This is a genomic window from Pseudarthrobacter sp. GA104 (genome assembly GCF_009741265.1).
Lineage (GTDB): Bacteria > Actinomycetota > Actinomycetes > Actinomycetales > Micrococcaceae > Arthrobacter.
The window spans coordinates 2,583,698-2,601,011 of sequence record NZ_WOWL01000001.1 but is presented as its reverse complement, the minus strand read 5'-3'; the positions used below and the strand labels follow the sequence as shown (position 1 = coordinate 2,601,011).

General features: G+C 67.6%; 15 protein-coding genes and 1 riboswitch. Of the genes, 9 read left to right on the top strand and 6 right to left on the bottom strand.

Annotated elements, in window-relative coordinates; genetic code table 11:
- Window positions 1-10: 10 nt before the first annotated feature.
- From GK109_RS11830 to GK109_RS11820, 3 genes are read right to left on the bottom strand one after another with little or no spacing between them, the layout of a single operon-like run.
- The gene (locus GK109_RS11830) at window positions 11-895 is read right to left on the bottom strand and encodes a carbohydrate ABC transporter permease (protein WP_157240619.1); all 885 of its coding nucleotides are present in this window, start codon (window positions 893-895) and stop codon (window positions 11-13) included.
- Window positions 892-1,797 carry a carbohydrate ABC transporter permease gene (locus GK109_RS11825; RefSeq protein WP_197432452.1) on the bottom strand — a complete coding sequence of 302 codons (906 nt, stop codon included), beginning with the start codon at window positions 1,795-1,797 and terminating at the stop codon, window positions 892-894. The genes GK109_RS11830 and GK109_RS11825 overlap by 4 nt, the downstream gene beginning before the upstream one ends.
- A complete protein-coding gene (locus tag GK109_RS11820; protein ID WP_157240618.1) occupies window positions 1,797-3,125 on the bottom strand; it encodes an ABC transporter substrate-binding protein in 1,329 nt (442 codons plus the stop codon). The genes GK109_RS11825 and GK109_RS11820 overlap by 1 nt, the downstream gene beginning before the upstream one ends.
- Before the next feature lie 125 nt (window positions 3,126-3,250).
- Between GK109_RS11820 and GK109_RS11815 the strand changes: the two genes are divergently transcribed.
- The 4 genes from GK109_RS11815 (at window position 3,251) to GK109_RS11800 (ending at window position 5,903) form a co-directional block, all read left to right on the top strand.
- On the top strand, window positions 3,251-4,432 hold the full coding sequence (locus GK109_RS11815) for an ROK family protein (protein WP_157240617.1): 1,182 nt from the start codon (window positions 3,251-3,253) through the stop codon (window positions 4,430-4,432).
- A gap of 55 nt (window positions 4,433-4,487) precedes the next feature.
- Window positions 4,488-5,018, top strand: coding sequence for a ferritin (locus GK109_RS11810; RefSeq protein ID WP_157240616.1), 531 nt, complete (start codon window positions 4,488-4,490; stop codon window positions 5,016-5,018).
- 148 nt (window positions 5,019-5,166) lie between these two features.
- Window positions 5,167-5,232, top strand: a riboswitch (guanidine-III (ykkC-III) riboswitch).
- A gap of 9 nt (window positions 5,233-5,241) precedes the next feature.
- Window positions 5,242-5,565, top strand: a complete 324-nt coding sequence (locus tag GK109_RS11805) for a multidrug efflux SMR transporter (RefSeq protein ID WP_157240615.1) — start codon at window positions 5,242-5,244, stop codon at window positions 5,563-5,565.
- Window positions 5,565-5,903 carry a multidrug efflux SMR transporter gene (locus GK109_RS11800; protein WP_157242884.1) on the top strand — a complete coding sequence of 113 codons (339 nt, stop codon included), beginning with the start codon at window positions 5,565-5,567 and terminating at the stop codon, window positions 5,901-5,903. The genes GK109_RS11805 and GK109_RS11800 overlap by 1 nt, the downstream gene beginning before the upstream one ends.
- Here GK109_RS11800 and GK109_RS11795 read toward each other — a convergent pair.
- Window positions 5,845-6,930: a LacI family DNA-binding transcriptional regulator gene (locus tag GK109_RS11795; RefSeq protein ID WP_157240614.1), complete on the bottom strand. Its 1,086-nt coding sequence runs from the start codon at window positions 6,928-6,930 to the stop codon at window positions 5,845-5,847. The two genes, GK109_RS11800 and GK109_RS11795, sit on opposite strands and share 59 nt — an antisense overlap.
- Window positions 6,931-7,125: 195 nt before the next feature.
- On the opposite strand from GK109_RS11795, the gene pulA reads away from it, so the two are divergent.
- The 4 genes from pulA to GK109_RS11775 all read left to right on the top strand — a co-directional run bounded on the left by pulA (window position 7,126) and on the right by GK109_RS11775 (window position 12,708).
- Window positions 7,126-10,203, top strand: coding sequence for a pullulanase-type alpha-1,6-glucosidase (gene pulA / locus GK109_RS11790; RefSeq protein ID WP_157240613.1), 3,078 nt, complete (start codon window positions 7,126-7,128; stop codon window positions 10,201-10,203).
- Window positions 10,204-10,369: 166 nt separating this feature from the next.
- Complete coding sequence (locus GK109_RS11785) at window positions 10,370-10,996, top strand: nucleoside/nucleotide kinase family protein (RefSeq protein ID WP_157240612.1); 627 nt, start codon at window positions 10,370-10,372, stop codon at window positions 10,994-10,996.
- Between the two features lie 58 nt (window positions 10,997-11,054).
- A complete protein-coding gene (locus tag GK109_RS11780) occupies window positions 11,055-12,047 on the top strand; it encodes an aldo/keto reductase (RefSeq protein ID WP_157240610.1) in 993 nt (330 codons plus the stop codon).
- Window positions 12,048-12,057: 10 nt separating this feature from the next.
- Window positions 12,058-12,708 carry an MBL fold metallo-hydrolase gene (locus GK109_RS11775; RefSeq protein WP_157240608.1) on the top strand — a complete coding sequence of 217 codons (651 nt, stop codon included), beginning with the start codon at window positions 12,058-12,060 and terminating at the stop codon, window positions 12,706-12,708.
- An 89-nt stretch (window positions 12,709-12,797) separates the two neighbouring features.
- On the opposite strand, the gene GK109_RS11770 is transcribed toward GK109_RS11775, so the two are convergent.
- Window positions 12,798-14,684, bottom strand: coding sequence for a DEAD/DEAH box helicase (locus GK109_RS11770; RefSeq protein ID WP_157240606.1), 1,887 nt, complete (start codon window positions 14,682-14,684; stop codon window positions 12,798-12,800).
- Between the two features lie 389 nt (window positions 14,685-15,073).
- On the opposite strand from GK109_RS11770, the gene GK109_RS11765 reads away from it, so the two are divergent.
- Complete coding sequence (locus tag GK109_RS11765) at window positions 15,074-15,844, top strand: bifunctional 2-polyprenyl-6-hydroxyphenol methylase/3-demethylubiquinol 3-O-methyltransferase UbiG (RefSeq protein WP_157240604.1); 771 nt, start codon at window positions 15,074-15,076, stop codon at window positions 15,842-15,844.
- A 63-nt stretch (window positions 15,845-15,907) separates the two neighbouring features.
- On the opposite strand, the gene GK109_RS11760 is transcribed toward GK109_RS11765, so the two are convergent.
- Entirely contained in the window at window positions 15,908-17,308 is a 1,401-nt protein-coding gene (locus GK109_RS11760; protein ID WP_370460557.1) for an MFS transporter, read from the bottom strand.
- Window positions 17,309-17,314: the final 6 nt, after the last annotated feature.

Below are 17,314 nucleotides of genomic sequence, written 5' to 3'. Positions count from 1 at the left end.
CTGGAGAGCACTAGCGGATCGTGGAGCCCCACATGTTTGTGAGGTAGCGGCGCATGAAGAAGATGAAGATCAGTGCCGGAATCACCAGCAGGAAGCCGCCGGCGAACCGGTAGGCCAGCGGCGACTCGGCGAGGGAACTGAGGACCTGGGCCGGCAAGGTGCGCTGGTTCAGGGTGAGGATCGACGCGCCGAGGACTTCGTTCCAGGACATGACGAAGGTGAAGATGGACGCCGCGGCGATGCCGGGGATGGCCATGGGCATGACCACCTTGAGGAAGGCCTGCACGGGGCTGCAGCCGAAGATGCGGGCAGCTTCCTCGACGTCGCGCGGCACGCCCAGGAATACCGAGGACGTGATCAGGATGGTGGTGGGCAGCGCCAGTGCGGTGTGGAGCAGGACGACGGCGAGGGCGCTGTCGTACAGGCCCGTCTGGAGGAACAACTGGGCCAGCGGCACGGACAGGACCACGATGGGCAACGCACGGGTGAAGAGCAGGAAGAGCTGGTAGGGGTCCCGGCCGGGGAAGGCGAAACGTGCCACCGCGTACCCGGCGGGGACTCCGATGATCAGGGAGAGCAGGAGGGTGAAGATGCCCACCTGGACGGAGTTGATGAGCCCGGGCAGGATGCCCGTGGACTGCAGGAACGTCTGCATGGTCTCGAGGGAGAAGTTGTTCGGAATAAAGCTCAGGGGGAACGTCTGCAGGGCCGCCCTGCTGGAGGTGGCGGACAGCGCGATGAGGTAGATGGGGAGCGCCATGAAGAGCGTGATGACGATGCAGCCCACCTGGAGCAGTACCCGGTTCCTGCGCCGCCGTGCCAGCGGCCTGCGGTCCACTTCCGGCTGCGGCCGCGAGTCCGGAGCCGTTGTCTTGTTGGTGGTGGCGTGGCTCATCGGGCGGCCTCCGATTGGTCTCTCAGGAGCTTGAGGTAACCGACGGCGGTCACCATGGATACCGCCATGACCACCAGGGCCAGGGCCGAGGCCACGTTGGCGTCCTGCAGGCCGGTGTACCACCGGTAGGTTTCACCGACCACCAGCGGAAAGTTCTGGCCGGTGAGGGCAAGCGCCACGGCGAAGGTCTGGAACGCGAGGATGGTCCTCAGGATCAGGGCCGTCTGGAGGCTGGGACGCAGCAGCGGTAGGGTCACGTGCCAGAGCCGGTCCCAGAACCCCGCGCCGAAGACGCCGGCTGCCTCCTCGTAGTCCTTGGGGATGGACTGCAGCCCTGCCACCACGATCACGAACACGAGGGACGTGGCCCGCCAGACCTCGGCGATCAGCACGGCCATGAACATCGAGGCGTAGTTGTCGTAGGCGAGCCAGGAGACCGGTTCAAGGCCTACGGAAGCCAGCACGGAATTGAGGTATCCCCGGTCCGTGAAGACGGTCAACCACACCAGGCCGGCGGCAAGGTCGCTGACGGCCAGGGGTATGGCCCAGATGTAGAAGTACACCGACGAGCCCCGCGGGTTTGCCCGGATCAGCAGGGCCATGGAGAGCGCCAGAACGAACTGGATCGGAATCATCACCACGATAAGGAGCAGCGTGTTGCCCACGGAGGACCAGAAGTAGGGGTCCTGCGCCATCCGGCTGAAGTTCGCGGTCGTAAGGCCTTCGGGGCCGCCGAACGCCTGAAGGATGCCGCTGACCATCGGCCAGCCGAAGAGCAGCGTCATGAAGATGATGGACGGGGCAATCAGCAGCATTGCTGCTGACGTTCCGCTCCTGCGCGGCCGGCCCCGCGGCGCTGCAGGCCGGGGCTTGGCGGCCGCCGGAGCGTCGGGGGCTGCCATCAGGCGACCTTACATGGGGTCTGTTTGGGATCGGGCGCCCAGCAGGGGACGTTGAGGCTGTCCATGATCTTCGCGAGTTCCGCACCCTGCCGGTCCAGCGTCGCCTTCACGTCGGCGTTGTTCAGGCAGATTTCCTGGAAGCAGTTCTTGAAGAGCTGGGAAACCTGCGGGTCTTTTTCTCCCAGGCCGACCGGCGGCAGTGCGAGCAGCGCATCGGAGGCCTCCTGCTGGGCCTTGACTGCCTTTGCCTCAAGGGCCACGCCGCCGGGAAGGTCGCCGCCGACGTCCGTCTTGACAACGGGGAAGAAGGAATTGGATTTCAGTGTTTCAATCTGCGCCTCGGGCTTGGACAGGGCCTTGATGAGTTCGAAGGCCTTGTCCTTCTCGGGTGAACCTTGGGGCACTGCCATGCCGCCGACGATCAGCAGGTAGCCCTTGCCCTTCGGACCGGACGGCGCCGGCACCATCAGCCACTCGTCGGGCTTGTCCTTGACCGCGGTGATAAGGCGGGCCACATGGTCCCAGGCCACCAGGACCTCGCCGTTGCCGAGCGGTTCCTGCATGAAGTCGTAATTCGCGGAGGCCGGGTTCATGTTGGCCCAAAGCTCCCGCATATAGGTCCAGGCCGTGACGGCATCCGGGTTGCGGAAGGTGGTGATTTGTCCGCCAGTGAAGCTGGGGAGGAGGAAACCCTGGTAGAAGCGGTGGTGGAGGCCCTTGGGCCCGGCCGGAATGCCGAAGACCGGCCGGCCGTTGGCCGCCTTGGCGGCCTGCGCCCATGCCAGGTATTGATCGTAGGTGAGTTTGTTGACGTCGGCTCCCGACGGCAGCCACTCAAGCGCCTTCTTGTTGATCGCTAGCACATATGTCGCCTGGATCCACGGAATGTACCGGGGAACGTCCGTGCCCAGCTTGGACAGCTCCTTCAGGTCGTCTGAGTATCCTGCCGAGGACAGGTCCTTCATCAGGGAACTCAGGTCCTCCAGCTGTGAGGCGAAGGGAACGAGGTCGCCGTGCAGGCCTCCCGCAATTCCCACCTCCACCTTCCCTGCGGCAAGCTGGGACTTCAGGGTGGTGTTGAAGATGCCGGTGTCAACGGGGTTGTAGGCCACCTTGATATCCCCGGCGAACTTCTTGAGCGTGGCTTCGTACTTCTGCCGCTCCTCCACCGGGGAGAACTGGGTGGAGAGGAAGTTGACCGAGCCAGCCCCTCCGCTTCCGCTGGTATTCACGCCGCAGGCCGCGAGGAGGGGGCCCGTGGCCAGGGCCAGCAGGCCTCCTTTCAACAAGGTCCGCCGGCTGACGTCGAAGTGAGCGAGATCGGACATGGGAGCCTCCTGCTTAAAGGGCAGATAGTATTTTTGTCTGATGATCGATCATAATTGTGTGATCCAGACCACGTCAACGCCCCGGCTGCAGGACAGCCTGGTCCACTTCAGAGGGAGCGAGCAGCATGACCCAGCAGAGGACGCTCGTCGGGGGCTCTGGCCAGCCTCCGGTGGGGCTGGCCACCAGCGCCGGCCATGTCCTCCAGCTGCTGCGCTCGAACGCGGCAGGTTACAGCCGCGCGGAACTCCTGGACATCACGGGCATGGCGCGGTCCACCCTCTATGAACGGCTCGACGCGCTTTTCGCCGCGGGCCTGGTTTACGAATCCACCCCAATCCATGCGCAGCGCGGCAGGCCGCCGCGCGCCCTTCGCTTCGATGACCGCAACAAGCTGGTCCTCGGCATCGAGATCGGCCACACCCATGCGGGGATCCACCTCCTGTCCCTGAGCCGCGAAATCGTGGGCTCCGCCCGGCTGCCCATCGACATCACGCGGTCCCAGGAGGACGTGGCCGGCCAGGTCATCAAGGAATCCCTCCGGCTGCTCGACGGGCGGCAGCCCGTGGGGGCGGGAGTGGGACTGCCCGCTCCCGTGGACCCGCTCCACCGGCTGGGGCTGGAGCGGACTGTCCTTGCCCACTGGGACCTCCTGCGCCTGCAGGAGGTGATGGAGTCAAGGCTGGACTGCCCGGTCCTGCTGGAAAATGACGCCCGCTCGATGGCCGTCGGGGGGGTCCGGGAGCCGCTGGAATCCCTCGTGGCTGTCAAAGTCAGCACCGGCGTCGGCTCCGGCATCATCGTCGGCGGCGCCCTGGTGCGTGGCGCCCACGGCGCCGCCGGGGACATCGGGCACGTCCGCGTTCCCGAGGCCGCGGGCCGGCGCTGCCGCTGCGGCAGGGACGGCTGCCTCGCCGCGGTGGCCTCGGGGCGGGCGCTGCTCGCCGATCCGAAGCTCTCCAGCTATGGGACGCTGCGGCAGCTTGTGGACGCCTGTGACAGCAATCCCGCCGTTCGCTCCGCCGTCGCGGAAGCCGGAAGGGTGCTGGGACGTGCGCTCGCCGCGACCGTGGGCACGCTGAACCCGGGGCGCATCGCCATTGGCGGGCTCGTCGGAGTGCTCCCGGACTTCCTGGGCGCCTGCCGCCGGCAGATCCTGGACGACGCCTTCGAACCCTCCTTGGTGGACCTGGAGATTGTGCCGGCGGACAGCAGGACCGCCACGGCCATTGGACTGTGCAGGCTGGTGGAGGAGAGCCTTTACGCGCCGGAGCGTGTTGAACAGTTGCTGGTGCAGCGGGCCGGCTGAGAAGTGAAGCCTTCCCACACTGGCCACGCCCCTCGGCCGTCCCTAGACTCGGGCTATGACCACTTCAAACTTCAATGCCCTCCTGTCCACCCAGATCGGCAATGAGTTCACTGCGTCGCAGCAGTACATTGCCGTGGCCACCTGGTTCGCCAACCAGGACCTCCCCCAACTGGCCAGGTACTTCTACCGCCAGTCCGTGGAGGAGCGGAACCACGCCATGATGATGGTCCAGTACATGCTGGACCGGGACATCACCTTCACCATCCCCGGCGTTCCGGCCGTCCGCAACGACTTCGCCTCCGTCACCGAGCCGCTGGCCCTGGCCCTGCAGCAGGAGAAGGAAGTGACCAAGAACATCGAGGACCTGTTCCGGGCGGCCCGTGGCGAAAATGACGCTTTGGGCGAGCAGTTCATGCTCTGGTTCCTCAAGGAACAGGTGGAGGAAGTCTCCTCGATGACCACGCTCCTGAACATCGCCGAGCGCGCGGACAACCTGTTCGACATCGAGAACTTCATCGCCCGGGAGACCATCGGCGACGGCGGCCGCGATGCTTCCGCTCCCGAAGCGGCGGGCGGCGCGCTCTAACCCCCGCCCGGCCCAACTAAGTTGCGCTAAGTGTCGTTTTGGAGGGTCATAACGACACTTAGCGCTACCTAGTTGGGGTGGGGGGAGGCGGTGGTGAGGTTCGGCACCACCGGTGGCCCGCCGCCGTCGTGCGTTGCTACGCTGGAAACCAAGGCTCTGCACCCGAGCCTCCGGACGACGGTTCAGTACCCGGCACACGACAAGACTGGCCAAAGGATCCCGTATGTCGTGGCTGATACTCATTCTTTCCGGCGCCCTTGAAGCCGTCTGGGCGGCAGCCTTGCACCGCGCCTTCCAGGCTTCCGGACGCCGCCGCATCGCTCCGGCCGCACTCTTCCTGGCGTCCGCCGCGGCAAGCACCGGCGGCCTGGCCCTGGCCATGCAGTCCATTCCCACCGGCACGGCCTACGCCGTGTGGGTAGGCGTGGGCGTGGTGCTGACCTCCGCCTACGCGATTGCCACCAGGGTGGAGCGCCCGACGGCGGCACGCCTCCTCCTGCTGTCCGGCATCGCCGTGTGCGTGGCGGGCTTGAAGGTGGTGGCGTGATGCTGCAGCGCAGGGTTCCCTGGGTAGTCCTGCTGGCCTCGGCGGCCCTGGAAGCCGTGTGGGCCACGGCCCTTGGCCTGTCCTACGGCTTCAGCAAACCGCTCCCTACCATAGTTTTCGCCGTTACGGCAACGTTCAGCATGCTGGGACTGGGCTGGGCCATCCGGCACATCCCCCTGGGCACCGCCTACGCCGTGTGGGTGGGGGTTGGCGCCGCCCTGACCGTCGGCTGGGCAATGGCCACCGGCGCGGAAGCCTTCAGCGTGCTCAAAGTGGTCTTTATTGCGGGGATCGTTGGCTGCGTTGCCGGCCTGAAGGCTTTGCCGCAGGACCGGTAGAACCGCGCAGCACCAGGTCGGATGCCAGGACCACCGGCGAGTGCGTGGACTGCTCACCGGCAAGCTCGGCAGCGAGGGCATGGACCGCAGCGTGGGCAATCGCGGCGGCAGGCTGCCGGAGCGTTGTCAGCGGCGGATCGGTGAGGGCCATCAACGTCGAGTCGTCGAAACCGACGATGGATACGTCTTCGGGCACGCGCAGGCCCCTTGCCCGGGCGGCACGGATGGCTCCAAGGGCCATGACATCGGAAGCACACACAATCGCGGTATGGCCAGAGTCGAGGAGTTCGTTGGCCGCGCTCTGGCCGCCTTCCACGGTGAACATGCTCGTGGCCGTGTGGGCCTCGGGGTTGTCCACGCCCAGGAATTCGGCGAGCGCCGAGCGGAAGCCGGCGAGTTTCTGCCGGCTGGGGATGAAGCGGTGGGGACCAATGGCCAATCCCACTTTGCGGTGTCCAAGGCTGGCAAGGTGCTGGACAGCGGTGCTGATCGCGGCTGCATCGTCATTGGACACCGAGGCCGCTCCGAGTTCCGGGCGGGGGCCGTTGACCAGCACGAAGGGGATTCCCCGGCCGCGAAGGCGGTGGTAGCGCTCGAGGCTCGCCTGCCCGTCAGCGTGGGCACTGCAGATGAAGATGATGCCGGCGGCACCCTGCGCCACGAGCATCTCGATGTATTCGTCCTCGGAACGCCCTCCGCCGGGCAGGGCGCAAATGACGGGAAGGAAGTCCTCCTGGGAGAGCAGGGAGACCACGGCCTGGGCTATGGCGGGAAAGATCGGGTTGGCCAGGTCCGGGACGATGATGCCCACCTGGCCCTTTACGTCACTGCGGGCCCGGTCGGGACGTTCATAGCCGAGGTCGTCCATGGCGGCCAGCACTGCCTGCCGGACTTCCCGTGAAACGCCCTTGCGCCCGTTGACCACCCGGGACACCGTGGCGATGCTGACGCCGACCTTCCGCGCCAGGTCTTCCAATTTTGGACGTTCGGTTGCGGCGGGTGCCGCCCCGCCCCCGGTCATGCTCATGTGGCTCCTTCACCGGAACAGGAGTCCGGACGTCATGGTGCTTTCAAGTGTACGGACAATTGGCTGCTCGGATCATGAAAACGAGACGTGAAATTTTCAGCAAAAACATTGACGCTATGTGAAAGGAAACTTAGGCTCGTGGATACCCCCGCTCCTCACCGCTGACGGCCGGGGCGTCTTCAAGGAAGGTCTTCCATGACTCATCACTCCACAAAATCCGGGCCGCCCGCTGCCCTCAACAGGAAACTCACCGCAGCCCTGGCCGCGGCCTGTGCCACGCCTCTGGCCCTGGGGAGCTTCGCCCTCCCGGCATCCGCGGACCACACGGCCGTACCCCAGGCGGTGGCACTCGTTGGCTCGCTGCAATCGGAAATCGGCTGCCCCGGGGACTGGCAGCCGGACTGCGCGGCCAGCCGGCTCCGGCCCGTTGAGGGCTCGGCAACGCTCTACCGCGCCACCTTCGATATCCCCGCCGGCACCTACGGCATGAAGGTTGCCCTCAACAATTCGTGGGACGAAAACTACGGTGCAGGCGGAGCAGCCGGCGGCGGCGACCTTGTCCTCAACGCCCCCGGCGGCCCTGTCACCTTCACCTACGACCACGCCAGCCACACCCTCAGCGACGACGTCCCCGAGGCACTCGGCGCCGAAGCCGGCGCGCACTGGCTGTCAGCGGACACCATCGCCTGGCAGGCCCCCGCAGCCGAGGGAACAACCTACCGCCTCTACAGCGCGCCCGACGGCGGCCTGGCGGTGGCGGACGGGCAGGTCACCGGCGGCAGCTACACAGCACTGGAAAAAACGGCCGGCGCACTGGAGGCAGGGCTGGCGGCCAGGTACCCCCACTTGGCCGGCTTTGCCTCGCTGCGGATGGCGGAAGGTGACGCGGCCCGCGCCGGCGAACTGCTCAAGGGCCAGCTGCTCGTCGCTGCCGTCGGTGCCGACGGGAAGGTCACGGCAGCCACCGGAGTCCAGGTTCCCGGCATTCTGGACACCCTGTACCGCGGCGCGGCGGAACGGGAACTCGGGCTGGCGTGGAAGGGCAACCGCCCGGAGCTGTCACTGTGGGCGCCGACTGCCCGCAGCGTCACCGTCCACACCTACGCCTCGGGCTCCGGCGGCGGGCCCGTCTCCAGCCGCCCCATGGAACCGTCCCGGGACGGTGTCTGGTCCGTGAGCGGAGACAAGGACTGGAAGGGCGCCTACTACCTGTACGAGGTGGAGGTCTTTGTGCCGGAAACCGGCAAGGTTGAGCGGAACCTGGTTACCGATCCCTACAGCGTGGGCCTCTCAGCCAACTCTGAGCGCAGCCTCTTTGTTGACGTGGAGGACAGGTCCCTTGCCCCTGACGGCTGGAAGAAGCTGCAGAAGCCGGCACTCAACAAGCCGGAGGACCTCTCCCTCTACGAGCTGCACGTCCGCGACTTCTCGATCACGGATTCCTCCGTCCCGGAAACACACCGCGGAACGTACAAGGCCTTCGCAGACCCGGACAGCGACGGCATGCGGCGCATCCGGGAGCTGACCGCTGCCGGCATGAACGCCGTCCACCTGTTGCCCGTCAACGACATCGGCACCATCGAGGAGCAGCGCAGCGAACAGCTCGAACCAGGATGCGACCTCGCGGCCCTCCCCGCGGATTCGGAGGAACAGCAGGCATGCATCGCGGAAACGGCGGCCAGGGACGGGTTCAACTGGGGCTACGATCCCCTGCACTACACAACCCCTGAAGGCTCCTACGCCACCAGCCCGGACGGAACCGCCCGGATCACCGAGTTCCGCGAAATGGTGGCCGGCCTCAACGCTGCCGGTGCGCGCGTCATCCAGGATGTGGTCTACAACCACACCTCGAGCGCCGGCCAGTCCGGCTCCAACAACCTGGACCGGATTGTCCCCGGCTACTACCACCGCCTGAACGCCGCCACCGGATCCCTTGAGACCTCCACCTGCTGCGCCAACACGGCTACCGAAAACACGATGATGGGCAAGCTCATGATCGATTCCCTGGTAACGCTTGCCAAAACCTACAAACTGGACGGCTTCCGCTTTGACCTCATGGGCCACCATTCGAAGCAGAACATGCTGGACGTCCGGGCAGCGCTGGATGAGCTGACCCTCGCCAAGGACGGCGTGGACGGCAAGAACATCACCCTCTACGGCGAAGGCTGGAACTTCGGCGAGGTGGCCAACAATGCCAGGTTCGTCCAGGCCACCCAGGAGAACATGGCCGGAACGGGCATCGGCACCTTCAACGACCGGCTGCGTGACGCCGTCCGCGGCGGCGGTCCCTTTGATCCCGACCCCCGGGTCCAGGGCTTCGCGTCCGGCCTGTTCACCGACCCCAACAGCTCCCCGGCCAACGGCACGCCGGAGCAGCAGAAGGCAACGCTCCTCCTTGCCCAGGACCTGATCAAGGTGGGACTGACCGGCAACCTGAAGGACTACTCCTTCGTTGACCGCACCGGAGCCACCGTCAAGGGCTCCGATGTGCCCTACAACGGGGCACCGGCGGGCTACACCAGCGATCCGCAGGAGGCGGTCACCTATGTGGAGGCGCACGACAACGAGACACTGTTCGATGCCCTCGCCCTGAAGCTGCCGCAGGACACTCCCATGGCGGAACGGACACGGATGCAGACCCTTGCACTCAGCACCACGGCGTTCAGCCAGGGGATCTCCTTCTGGCACGCGGGCGGGGAATCCCTCCGCAGCAAGTCGCTGGACCGCAACAGCTACGACTCGGGTGACTGGTTCAACATCCTTGACCACACGGATGGCACCAACGGCTTCGGCCGCGGACTCCCGCCCAAGGCCGACAACGAGGACAAGTACCAGTACCTGCGCCCGCTGCTGGCGGACCCCGCACTGAAGCCAGCACCCGCCGCGATCGCTGAAGCGCGCGGCCGGGCGGCTGAGCTGCTGCAGATCCGCAAGAGCACGCCCCTGTTCCACCTGGGTGATGCCGGCCTGGTGCAGCAGAAGGTCTCCTTCCCTGCCGCAGGGCCGGACCAGGCTCCAGGCGTCGTGGTCATGCACATCAACGATTCAGTGGGTCCGGACGTGGACAAGGACCTGAGCGGGCTGGTGGTGGTGTTCAACGCCGCCGATGAGGCTGTGACCCAGGCAGTTGCCGGAACAACCGGTACCGCCTACAGCCTGCACCCGGTCCAGGCATCGGGCATCGATCCGGTGGTCAGGACGGCCACCCACAATCCGGCCACCGGCAGCTTCACCGTCCCGGCCCGCACCGTAGCGGTGTTCCAGGCCGGCTAGCCCGCCCCAAGCAAGCCCGGCTGAAGAGCCCGCTGCTGAGCCTCCCCGCCTTCAAGGACGGACGACGGCGTGTCCCGGCGAAACGCCGTCGAACGTTGCCGTCCCCGAAGCCCAAGGCGGGGAGGCTCAGCGCATGTCCGGGCCCCGGGCAGTCTAGGCTTTTGGCATGGACTCCCCCGAGATCACCCAGGCCATGGACGCCCTCCGGCGCCGGCTGGTTCCCGGGACGCGCATCATCCTGGGCATCGCCGGAGCGCCCGGCTCGGGCAAGTCCACCTTCGCGGCATGGATCCGGCAGCAGTTCGGGCCCGGGCAGGCCGTGGTGGTCCCCATGGACGGCTTCCACCTGGGCAACGCCATCATTGACGGCACGCCGCTCCGGCAGCGCAAGGGGGCCATGGACACGTTCGACGCCGGCGGGTACCTTTCGCTGCTGGACCGCCTGGCCCGCCGCGACGAGCCGGTGGTTTACGCACCGGAGTTCCGGCGCACCCTGGATGAACCCGTGGCAGCCTCCATTGCGGTGCCGGCGGAGGTGCCGCTGGTCATCACGGAGGGCAACTACCTGCTGATGGAGCAGGGACCCTGGAAAGACATCCGCGCCCGGCTGGACGAGGTGTGGTTCGTGGACACGCCGCCGGCGCTGAGGCTGGGCAGGCTCGTGGAAAGGCATGTCTCGTTCGGGATGGACCGGCAGGCGGCGGAAGCGTGGGCAGCCGGTCCCGACGAAGCCAATGCCGTGCTGATCCAGGCCACCCGGCAGGCGGCGGACCGGGTGATCCCCTGGGATTAGGCCGTGCCGCGATTGTGAATATTTGAACCTGAACAAGAGCAAACGAACAGGAGAACCCATGGCTTCCACAGTTGGACTGGGCGACGGCCTCAACGTCAGCCCCCTCGGCTTCGGCGGAATGGCGCTCACGCCGGTCTACGGGGAGGTGGACGCGGAGGATGCGCTCCGGACGCTGCATCACGCCGTCGACTCCGGTGTCAGCTTCATTGACACCGCGGACATCTATGGCGGGGGCAGCAACGAGGAACTGATCGCCCGGCTGCTGAAGGAGCGGCGGGACGAGGTCCAGCTGGCCACCAAATTCGGGTTGGTGGGTACGCCGGCTGACGGGTACACGGACATCCGCGGCGACGCCGGCTACATCCGCCAGGCCGTAGACCGCAGCCTGCAACGGCTGGGCACAGACGTGATCGACCTCTACTACATGCACCGCCGTGACCTCCGCGTTCCGATTGTGGAAACCGTGGAGGCCATGGCGGAGCTTGTGCAGCAGGGCAAGGTCAAGCACCTGGGGCTGTCTGAAGTGACGGCCCAGGAGTTGGAGGACGCCTCCGCCGTCCACCCCATTGCGGCGGTCCAGAGTGAATGGTCCATCTGGAGCCGCGACGTGGAACGCAACGTTGTTCCTGCCGCGGCCGCCCTGGGAGTGGGTTTTGTACCGTATTCGCCGCTGGGCCGGGGATTCCTCACCGGCACCGTGGACGCCTCGAGCCTGGGCGAGAAGGACTTCCGACGCCGGATCCCCCGTTTCGCCCTGGATGCTGCAAGTGCCAACCAGGCAGTGGTGGACACCGTCCGGTCCGTGGCAGGCCAGCTGGGCGCAACGCCCGCGCAGGTGGCACTCGCCTGGCTGTTCGCCCAAGGCAGGCGGCTGGGCCTGCCGGTGGTCCCCATCCCCGGCACCCGCAAGCGGCACCGGATCGACGAAAACCTGGGCGCCCTGGCCCTGGACCTCGCCCCGGCCCAACTGGACGCTTTGGACCAGGCCTCGGCCGCCGTCGTCGGTTCCCGCTCAGCGGACCCCAACTGGGTGTCCGAGGGCCGTGAATAGACTCAGGCCCATGGACTCACTTCTGTATGACCTGCCCGCCCTGACCATCCGCCGCATTTCAGTCAGCGAAATGGACAACAACGTGTACCTGCTGACAGCCAAAGGCAGCGGCGAGCAGGTGCTGATCGACGCCGCGGACGACCTTCCCGCCATCCAGCAGCTGCTGCAGGACGGCGCCGCTGACGCGTCCGCACCAGCCCGGCTGGTCGTAGTCGCCACCACGCACCAGCACTGGGACCATGTCCGGGCGCTGAAGGAGCTGGTGGCCGCCACCGGGGCTTCGACCGTTGCGGGAACGGACGACGCCGGCGCGTTGCCTGTCGCAGTGGACCGGCCCCTTGGGCACGGGGACACCGTTGCCGTGGACGGCTTTTCGCTCACGGCCGTCCACCTGCGCGGGCACACGCCGGGCTCGACTGCCTTTGTGTATGAAGACCCCGAGGGGCCAACGCACATTTTCTCCGGCGACTCGCTGTTCCCCGGCGGCGTAGGCAACACCCAGAAGGATCCGGAGCGCTTCAGCCAGCTGCTGTCCGACGTCACCAAGCGGCTGTTCGGCGCCTACCCGGACTCCGCCGTCGTCCACCCGGGCCACGGCAAGCCGACAACCCTGGGCGCCGAGCGGCCGCACCTCGAGGAGTGGCGCGCCCGCGGCTGGTGAGCACCCCGCCGCTTTCCGCTACCGAATCGGACGGCCGCTCCCGGGATCCCGGGAGCGGCCGTCCGTTTCGGGCGCGAAAGTCCGAAAGGTTAGCGGCTGCGGCGCTCGTTCGACGCCGGAGCCGACGCGCGGCGGGGACCGCTGCGGGCGGGACGGCCGGAGCCGCCGCCGTTGCTTGAGCCGTAGGACCCGCCGGAGGTGCCGCCGGTGTTGGAGGACCAGACGGCTTTGTTGCCGCCGGTGGCCGCACCTGCACCAGCGGAGCGTGAACCGCCACCGCGGGTACCTGCACCGGCACCTGCTGCGGCCCGCTGGCCGGTTGCCGGGCGACCACTGCGCTGGCCACCCGAGGTAGCCGGGCGCCCGGTGCCGCCGCGCGGGGCGTCGCTGCGGGTGACGCGTGATTCTGCACGGCCGTCCGAACCGCGGCCAGCCGATGCACGGCCACCTGCTGCGGGGACGTCGTTGCGGTGCGTGGAAGCGGTGACGCGGCCACGGTTGTTGCGCCGTGCCGCCGCCGCCGCAATGGCGCGGTCCTCGTTCTGCTCAGCCACCCGGTCGAATGCTGCGCGGGCTTCGGTGCGGCCCTCGAAGGCCACGGCCCGGCGCTCGGCGCGGGGAACATCGGTGCGGACGGGCTCGGCCGAAACCTTGCCCCGTCCGCCCCGTCCGCCACGGCCACCCGTGGTGGGTGCGGCCTGCCGGCGGGCGCGCTTGCGCTCGGCGTTGGCACCGGTGGAGGCGCCGCCGCCCTGCTGCGCGGCTTTCTTGGCCAGCAGTGCTGCGCGGGTGCGCGGATCAATCTTGTCGGCCATCTCGCCCACGAGTTCTGCAACCAGCGGTGAGTTGGCGGTGACGCGCTCGAAGTTGACCTCGACGCCGGCGGCCTTCATCAGCTTCTTCACGTCGGACTGCTGCTCCGGGAGGGTCAGCGTGACCACGGTGCCGTCGGAGCCGGCACGGGCGGTGCGGCCGGAACGGTGCAGGTATGCCTTGTGCTCGGTGGGCGGATCGACGTGGATGACCAGTTCGACGTCGTCCACGTGAACACCGCGGGCGGCGACGTCGGTGGCCACCAGGACGCGGACGTCACCGTTGGAGAACTCGGCGAGGTTGCGGTCACGGGCGTTCTGCGACAGGTTGCCGTGCAGGTCGACGGCGGGGATGCCGGCGTCGGTCAGGGTCTTGGCAAGCTTGCGGGCGTGGTGCTTGGTCCGCATGAAGAGGACACGGCGGCCGGCGCCGGAGGCAAGCTCCACGATCAGCTGCTTCTTGACGGTCTGGTCGTTGACCACCAGGACGTGGTGCTCCATGGTGGTGACCGCGGCCTGCGGGTCATCCACGGAATGGGTCAGCGGGTTGGACAGGTAGCGCTGGACGATCTTGTCCACACCGTTGTCCAGGGTGGCGGAGAAGAGCAGGCGCTGGCCCTGGCTGGGGGTCATGTCCATGAGCTTCTTCACTACGGGCAAGAAGCCGAGGTCGGCCATGTGGTCCGCTTCGTCCAGCACGGTGATTTCCACGGCCTCAAGGGTGAGGATGCGCTGGCGGATCAGGTCCTCCAGGCGGCCGGGGCAGGCGATGACAATGTCGACGCCGGCACGCAGGGCCTTTTCCTGCCTGGCCTGGGAGATGCCGCCGTAGATCACGGTGGTGTTCAGGCCGGCGGCCTTGGCCAGCGGCTCGATGGTGGCGTTGATCTGGGTGGCCAGTTCGCGGGTAGGTGCAAGGACCAGGCCCATGGGGCGGCCGGGCTTGCGGAAGTGCTTGGCTTCCCGCTCAGCGAGTCTTGCTACAAGCGGGATGGCGAAAGCGATGGTCTTGCCGGAGCCGGTGCGGCCTCGGCCCAGGACGTCGCGTCCTGCAAGGGTGTCAGGGAGGGTCTTCACCTGGATGGGGAACGGGGTTTCGATTCCCTGGGCGGTGAGGGTGTCAGCAAGGGCTTTGGGCGTGCCGAGGGCAGCAAATGTAGTCAAAGTCAAAGGTCTTTCAGGCGGTATCCGTGCGGATATCGGCCCCCGATGCCGGTTGGCTCAAGGGTTCGCCGAAGAAAATTCAGGTGATCAACCAGCCTGCTGCCGCTTATGCAAAGCGGCGGCCGGGACCAAATGGAACGCGTTCATCGACGCAGGATGTGCCTCTCACATGAAAAAAGCCCAGTCCCTGGATGAAGGAGGACCTTCACACCGGAAAACCTGGGCATCACTGCACATCAAGTTCCACCAGTCTAGCATCCCGGGACCGCTCCCCATTTCCGCCCCTCCCAACTAGGTAGCGCCAAGTGTCGTTTTGACCCCTGAAAACGACACTTAGCGCTACCTAGTTGGGCGTTGCCTTGGGCCCGGGGCCGGGGCAGGCTTGAGGCATGAGTGAACACGCGCCCCACCGGAATGAAGCGCAGCATCCTGCACCGCAGCAGAAGCTGCACGACGCCGGCCCCTCCGGCGGCACGTTCGCCGAGGGCGTGGCAGTACACGCCGGAGCCGATGCCGCGGCCATCTGGGACGACCGCTACCGCAGCAAACCCCGGCTGTGGAGCGGCAAGCCCAACCCCCAGCTGGTGCGGGAAGCCGGCGGCCTCCGTCCCGGGAAAGCGCTGGACCTCGGCTGCGGCGAAGGAGCTGATGCCATCTGGCTTGCCCGGCAGGGGTGGACAGTCACCGCCGTCGACGTCTCCGCGGTGGCCCTGGACCGGGCACGTTCCCATGAAAAGGCCGGGCTGGCCCGCGAAAGCGTCCATGCCGCGGAGGGCGCCATCGGAAGCCGGATCACCTGGCAGCAGGCTGACCTTGACCAATGGGATCCCGGGGACGCCTTCGACCTGGTGACATCGCAGTTCCTGCACTCGCAGGAGCTCACCTGGCAGGGCCCGCTCCGCACCGCCGCGGCGGCAGTCAAGCGCGGCGGCACGCTGCTGGTGGTGGGCCACCACCCGGACAGGCTGCCGCCGTGGGGCGGCGGGCACGACCACAGGGGGATGTTCTACACCGGTGACGAGCTCGTCCGGGAGCTGGGACTGGACAGCCCCGAATGGCAGCTGGAGGTCCAGACCAGCCGGGAGCGGCCGGTCACGGGGCCTGACGGCCAGCACGCAACGATCGCCGACGTCGTCCTGCGGGCCACCCGGTTGCCCTGACCCCGCGCCAGGAATCAGGCCAGCCACAGGAATCAGACCTGCCCGGGAGCTCCGTCGGGCGCGCTACGTGCGCGGGCGGCCGGTGACCCGGGGCGCGACGGCGGCCGCGGCTACGGCGAGCACGGCGGCAAGGCCAAAGACCCCGGCGAAGGATTCCGTCGTCGTCGTAAACGCTGCGAAGACGATGCCCGTCGCAGCGAGGGCCAGCGCCCCGCCCAGCGAGTCCGCGATGGACATGGCGGAGCTGTTGAAGCCCTCGTTCTCCTTGCTGGACAGGGCGAGGGTCATGACACTGAGCCGCGGATACAGCAGCCCCATGCCGCCGCCGGCGAAAATCCAGCCGGCAATCGCGACGGCGGCAGGCCAGTGGAGCGCGGTGGTGGCCAGGGCGAGGATCACCGCCCCGAGGACCATCAGCGCGCCGATGCCCGCCGCACGGCGATGGGACAGCCTGCTGCCCAGGCGGCCCTGCACTGCCGCCGCTCCTGCCCAGGCCAGCGCCCCGCCGGTAAGCGTAAGGCCGGCGAAGGTGGGCGAAAAGGCGTACTGCTCGATCAGCAGGTATGGCAGGTAAACCTCGGCCCCGAAGAACGCGGCCGAGGCGAGCCCGCGCACCAGGATCACGCTGGGCAAGCCGCGGCGGGCGGTGAGGGTGCCCCGCGGCACCAGCGGGCGGACGGCCAGCAGGGCAATCACGACGGCGGCGGCCGCCAGGAGTGCCGGAGCGGCGGGAACGCCGGGGATCCGGATCTCCCGTGACAGGTTGAGCCCCAGCACGGCGAGCGCCGCCAGGGTTGCCCAGGCCAACCGGCCCAGCGCCCAGGGTGGCGGCGGATGCGACTCCCCGGCCGGTCCGGGAGGGGGTTCCAGTCCCCGGAGCACAGGCGCGATCATCAGCAGGGCGGGGATGACCAGCCCCACGACGCCCAGGAAAACCCAGTGCCAGCTGAAGACCTGCGCAACGATCCCGGCCGCAAAGGGCCCCACCAGGGACGGGACCACCCACGCCGCGGAGAACGCGGCAAAGATCTTGGGGTGCAGGGCGCCGGGATAGATGCGCGCCACCAGCACATACAGCGCCACTGTCAGGGCTCCCCCGCCCAGGCCCTGCACCAGGCGGCCTGCAACCAGCACGGGCATGGACACCGCGGTTCCGGCAATCAGCAGGCCCAGCACAAACAAGGCCGCGGAGGCATAGAGCGGGGCTGTGGGGCCGCGCCGGTCGGACCAGTTTCCGGCGGCAACCATGCCGATCACCCCTGTTGCCAGCGGGCCGGCAAACGCGAGCGCGTAGAGTCCTGCGCCGTCGAGTTCGCGGCTGACCAGGGGCATGATGGTGGTGACGGCCAGGGATTCGAACGCCGCCAGGAACACCAGGGCGCACGTGCCCACGGTCACCCAGAGGTACGGCCCCCGGAGAATGCCCGCGGCGGGACGGGTGGCTGGAACAACGGAATCCTGCACGGCAGC

Coding starts and splice junctions, on each gene's coding strand:
- GK109_RS11830 (WP_157240619.1), bottom strand. CDS start 895: ATGAGCCACGCCACCACCAACAAGACAACGGCTCCGGACTCGCGGCCG.
- GK109_RS11825 (WP_197432452.1), bottom strand. CDS start 1,797: ATGGCAGCCCCCGACGCTCCGGCGGCCGCCAAGCCCCGGCCTGCAGCG.
- GK109_RS11820 (WP_157240618.1), bottom strand. CDS start 3,125: ATGTCCGATCTCGCTCACTTCGACGTCAGCCGGCGGACCTTGTTGAAA.
- GK109_RS11815 (WP_157240617.1), top strand. CDS start 3,251: ATGACCCAGCAGAGGACGCTCGTCGGGGGCTCTGGCCAGCCTCCGGTG.
- GK109_RS11810 (WP_157240616.1), top strand. CDS start 4,488: ATGACCACTTCAAACTTCAATGCCCTCCTGTCCACCCAGATCGGCAAT.
- GK109_RS11805 (WP_157240615.1), top strand. CDS start 5,242: ATGTCGTGGCTGATACTCATTCTTTCCGGCGCCCTTGAAGCCGTCTGG.
- GK109_RS11800 (WP_157242884.1), top strand. CDS start 5,565: ATGCTGCAGCGCAGGGTTCCCTGGGTAGTCCTGCTGGCCTCGGCGGCC.
- GK109_RS11795 (WP_157240614.1), bottom strand. CDS start 6,930: ATGAGCATGACCGGGGGCGGGGCGGCACCCGCCGCAACCGAACGTCCA.
- pulA (WP_157240613.1), top strand. CDS start 7,126: ATGACTCATCACTCCACAAAATCCGGGCCGCCCGCTGCCCTCAACAGG.
- GK109_RS11785 (WP_157240612.1), top strand. CDS start 10,370: ATGGACTCCCCCGAGATCACCCAGGCCATGGACGCCCTCCGGCGCCGG.
- GK109_RS11780 (WP_157240610.1), top strand. CDS start 11,055: ATGGCTTCCACAGTTGGACTGGGCGACGGCCTCAACGTCAGCCCCCTC.
- GK109_RS11775 (WP_157240608.1), top strand. CDS start 12,058: ATGGACTCACTTCTGTATGACCTGCCCGCCCTGACCATCCGCCGCATT.
- GK109_RS11765 (WP_157240604.1), top strand. CDS start 15,074: ATGAGTGAACACGCGCCCCACCGGAATGAAGCGCAGCATCCTGCACCG.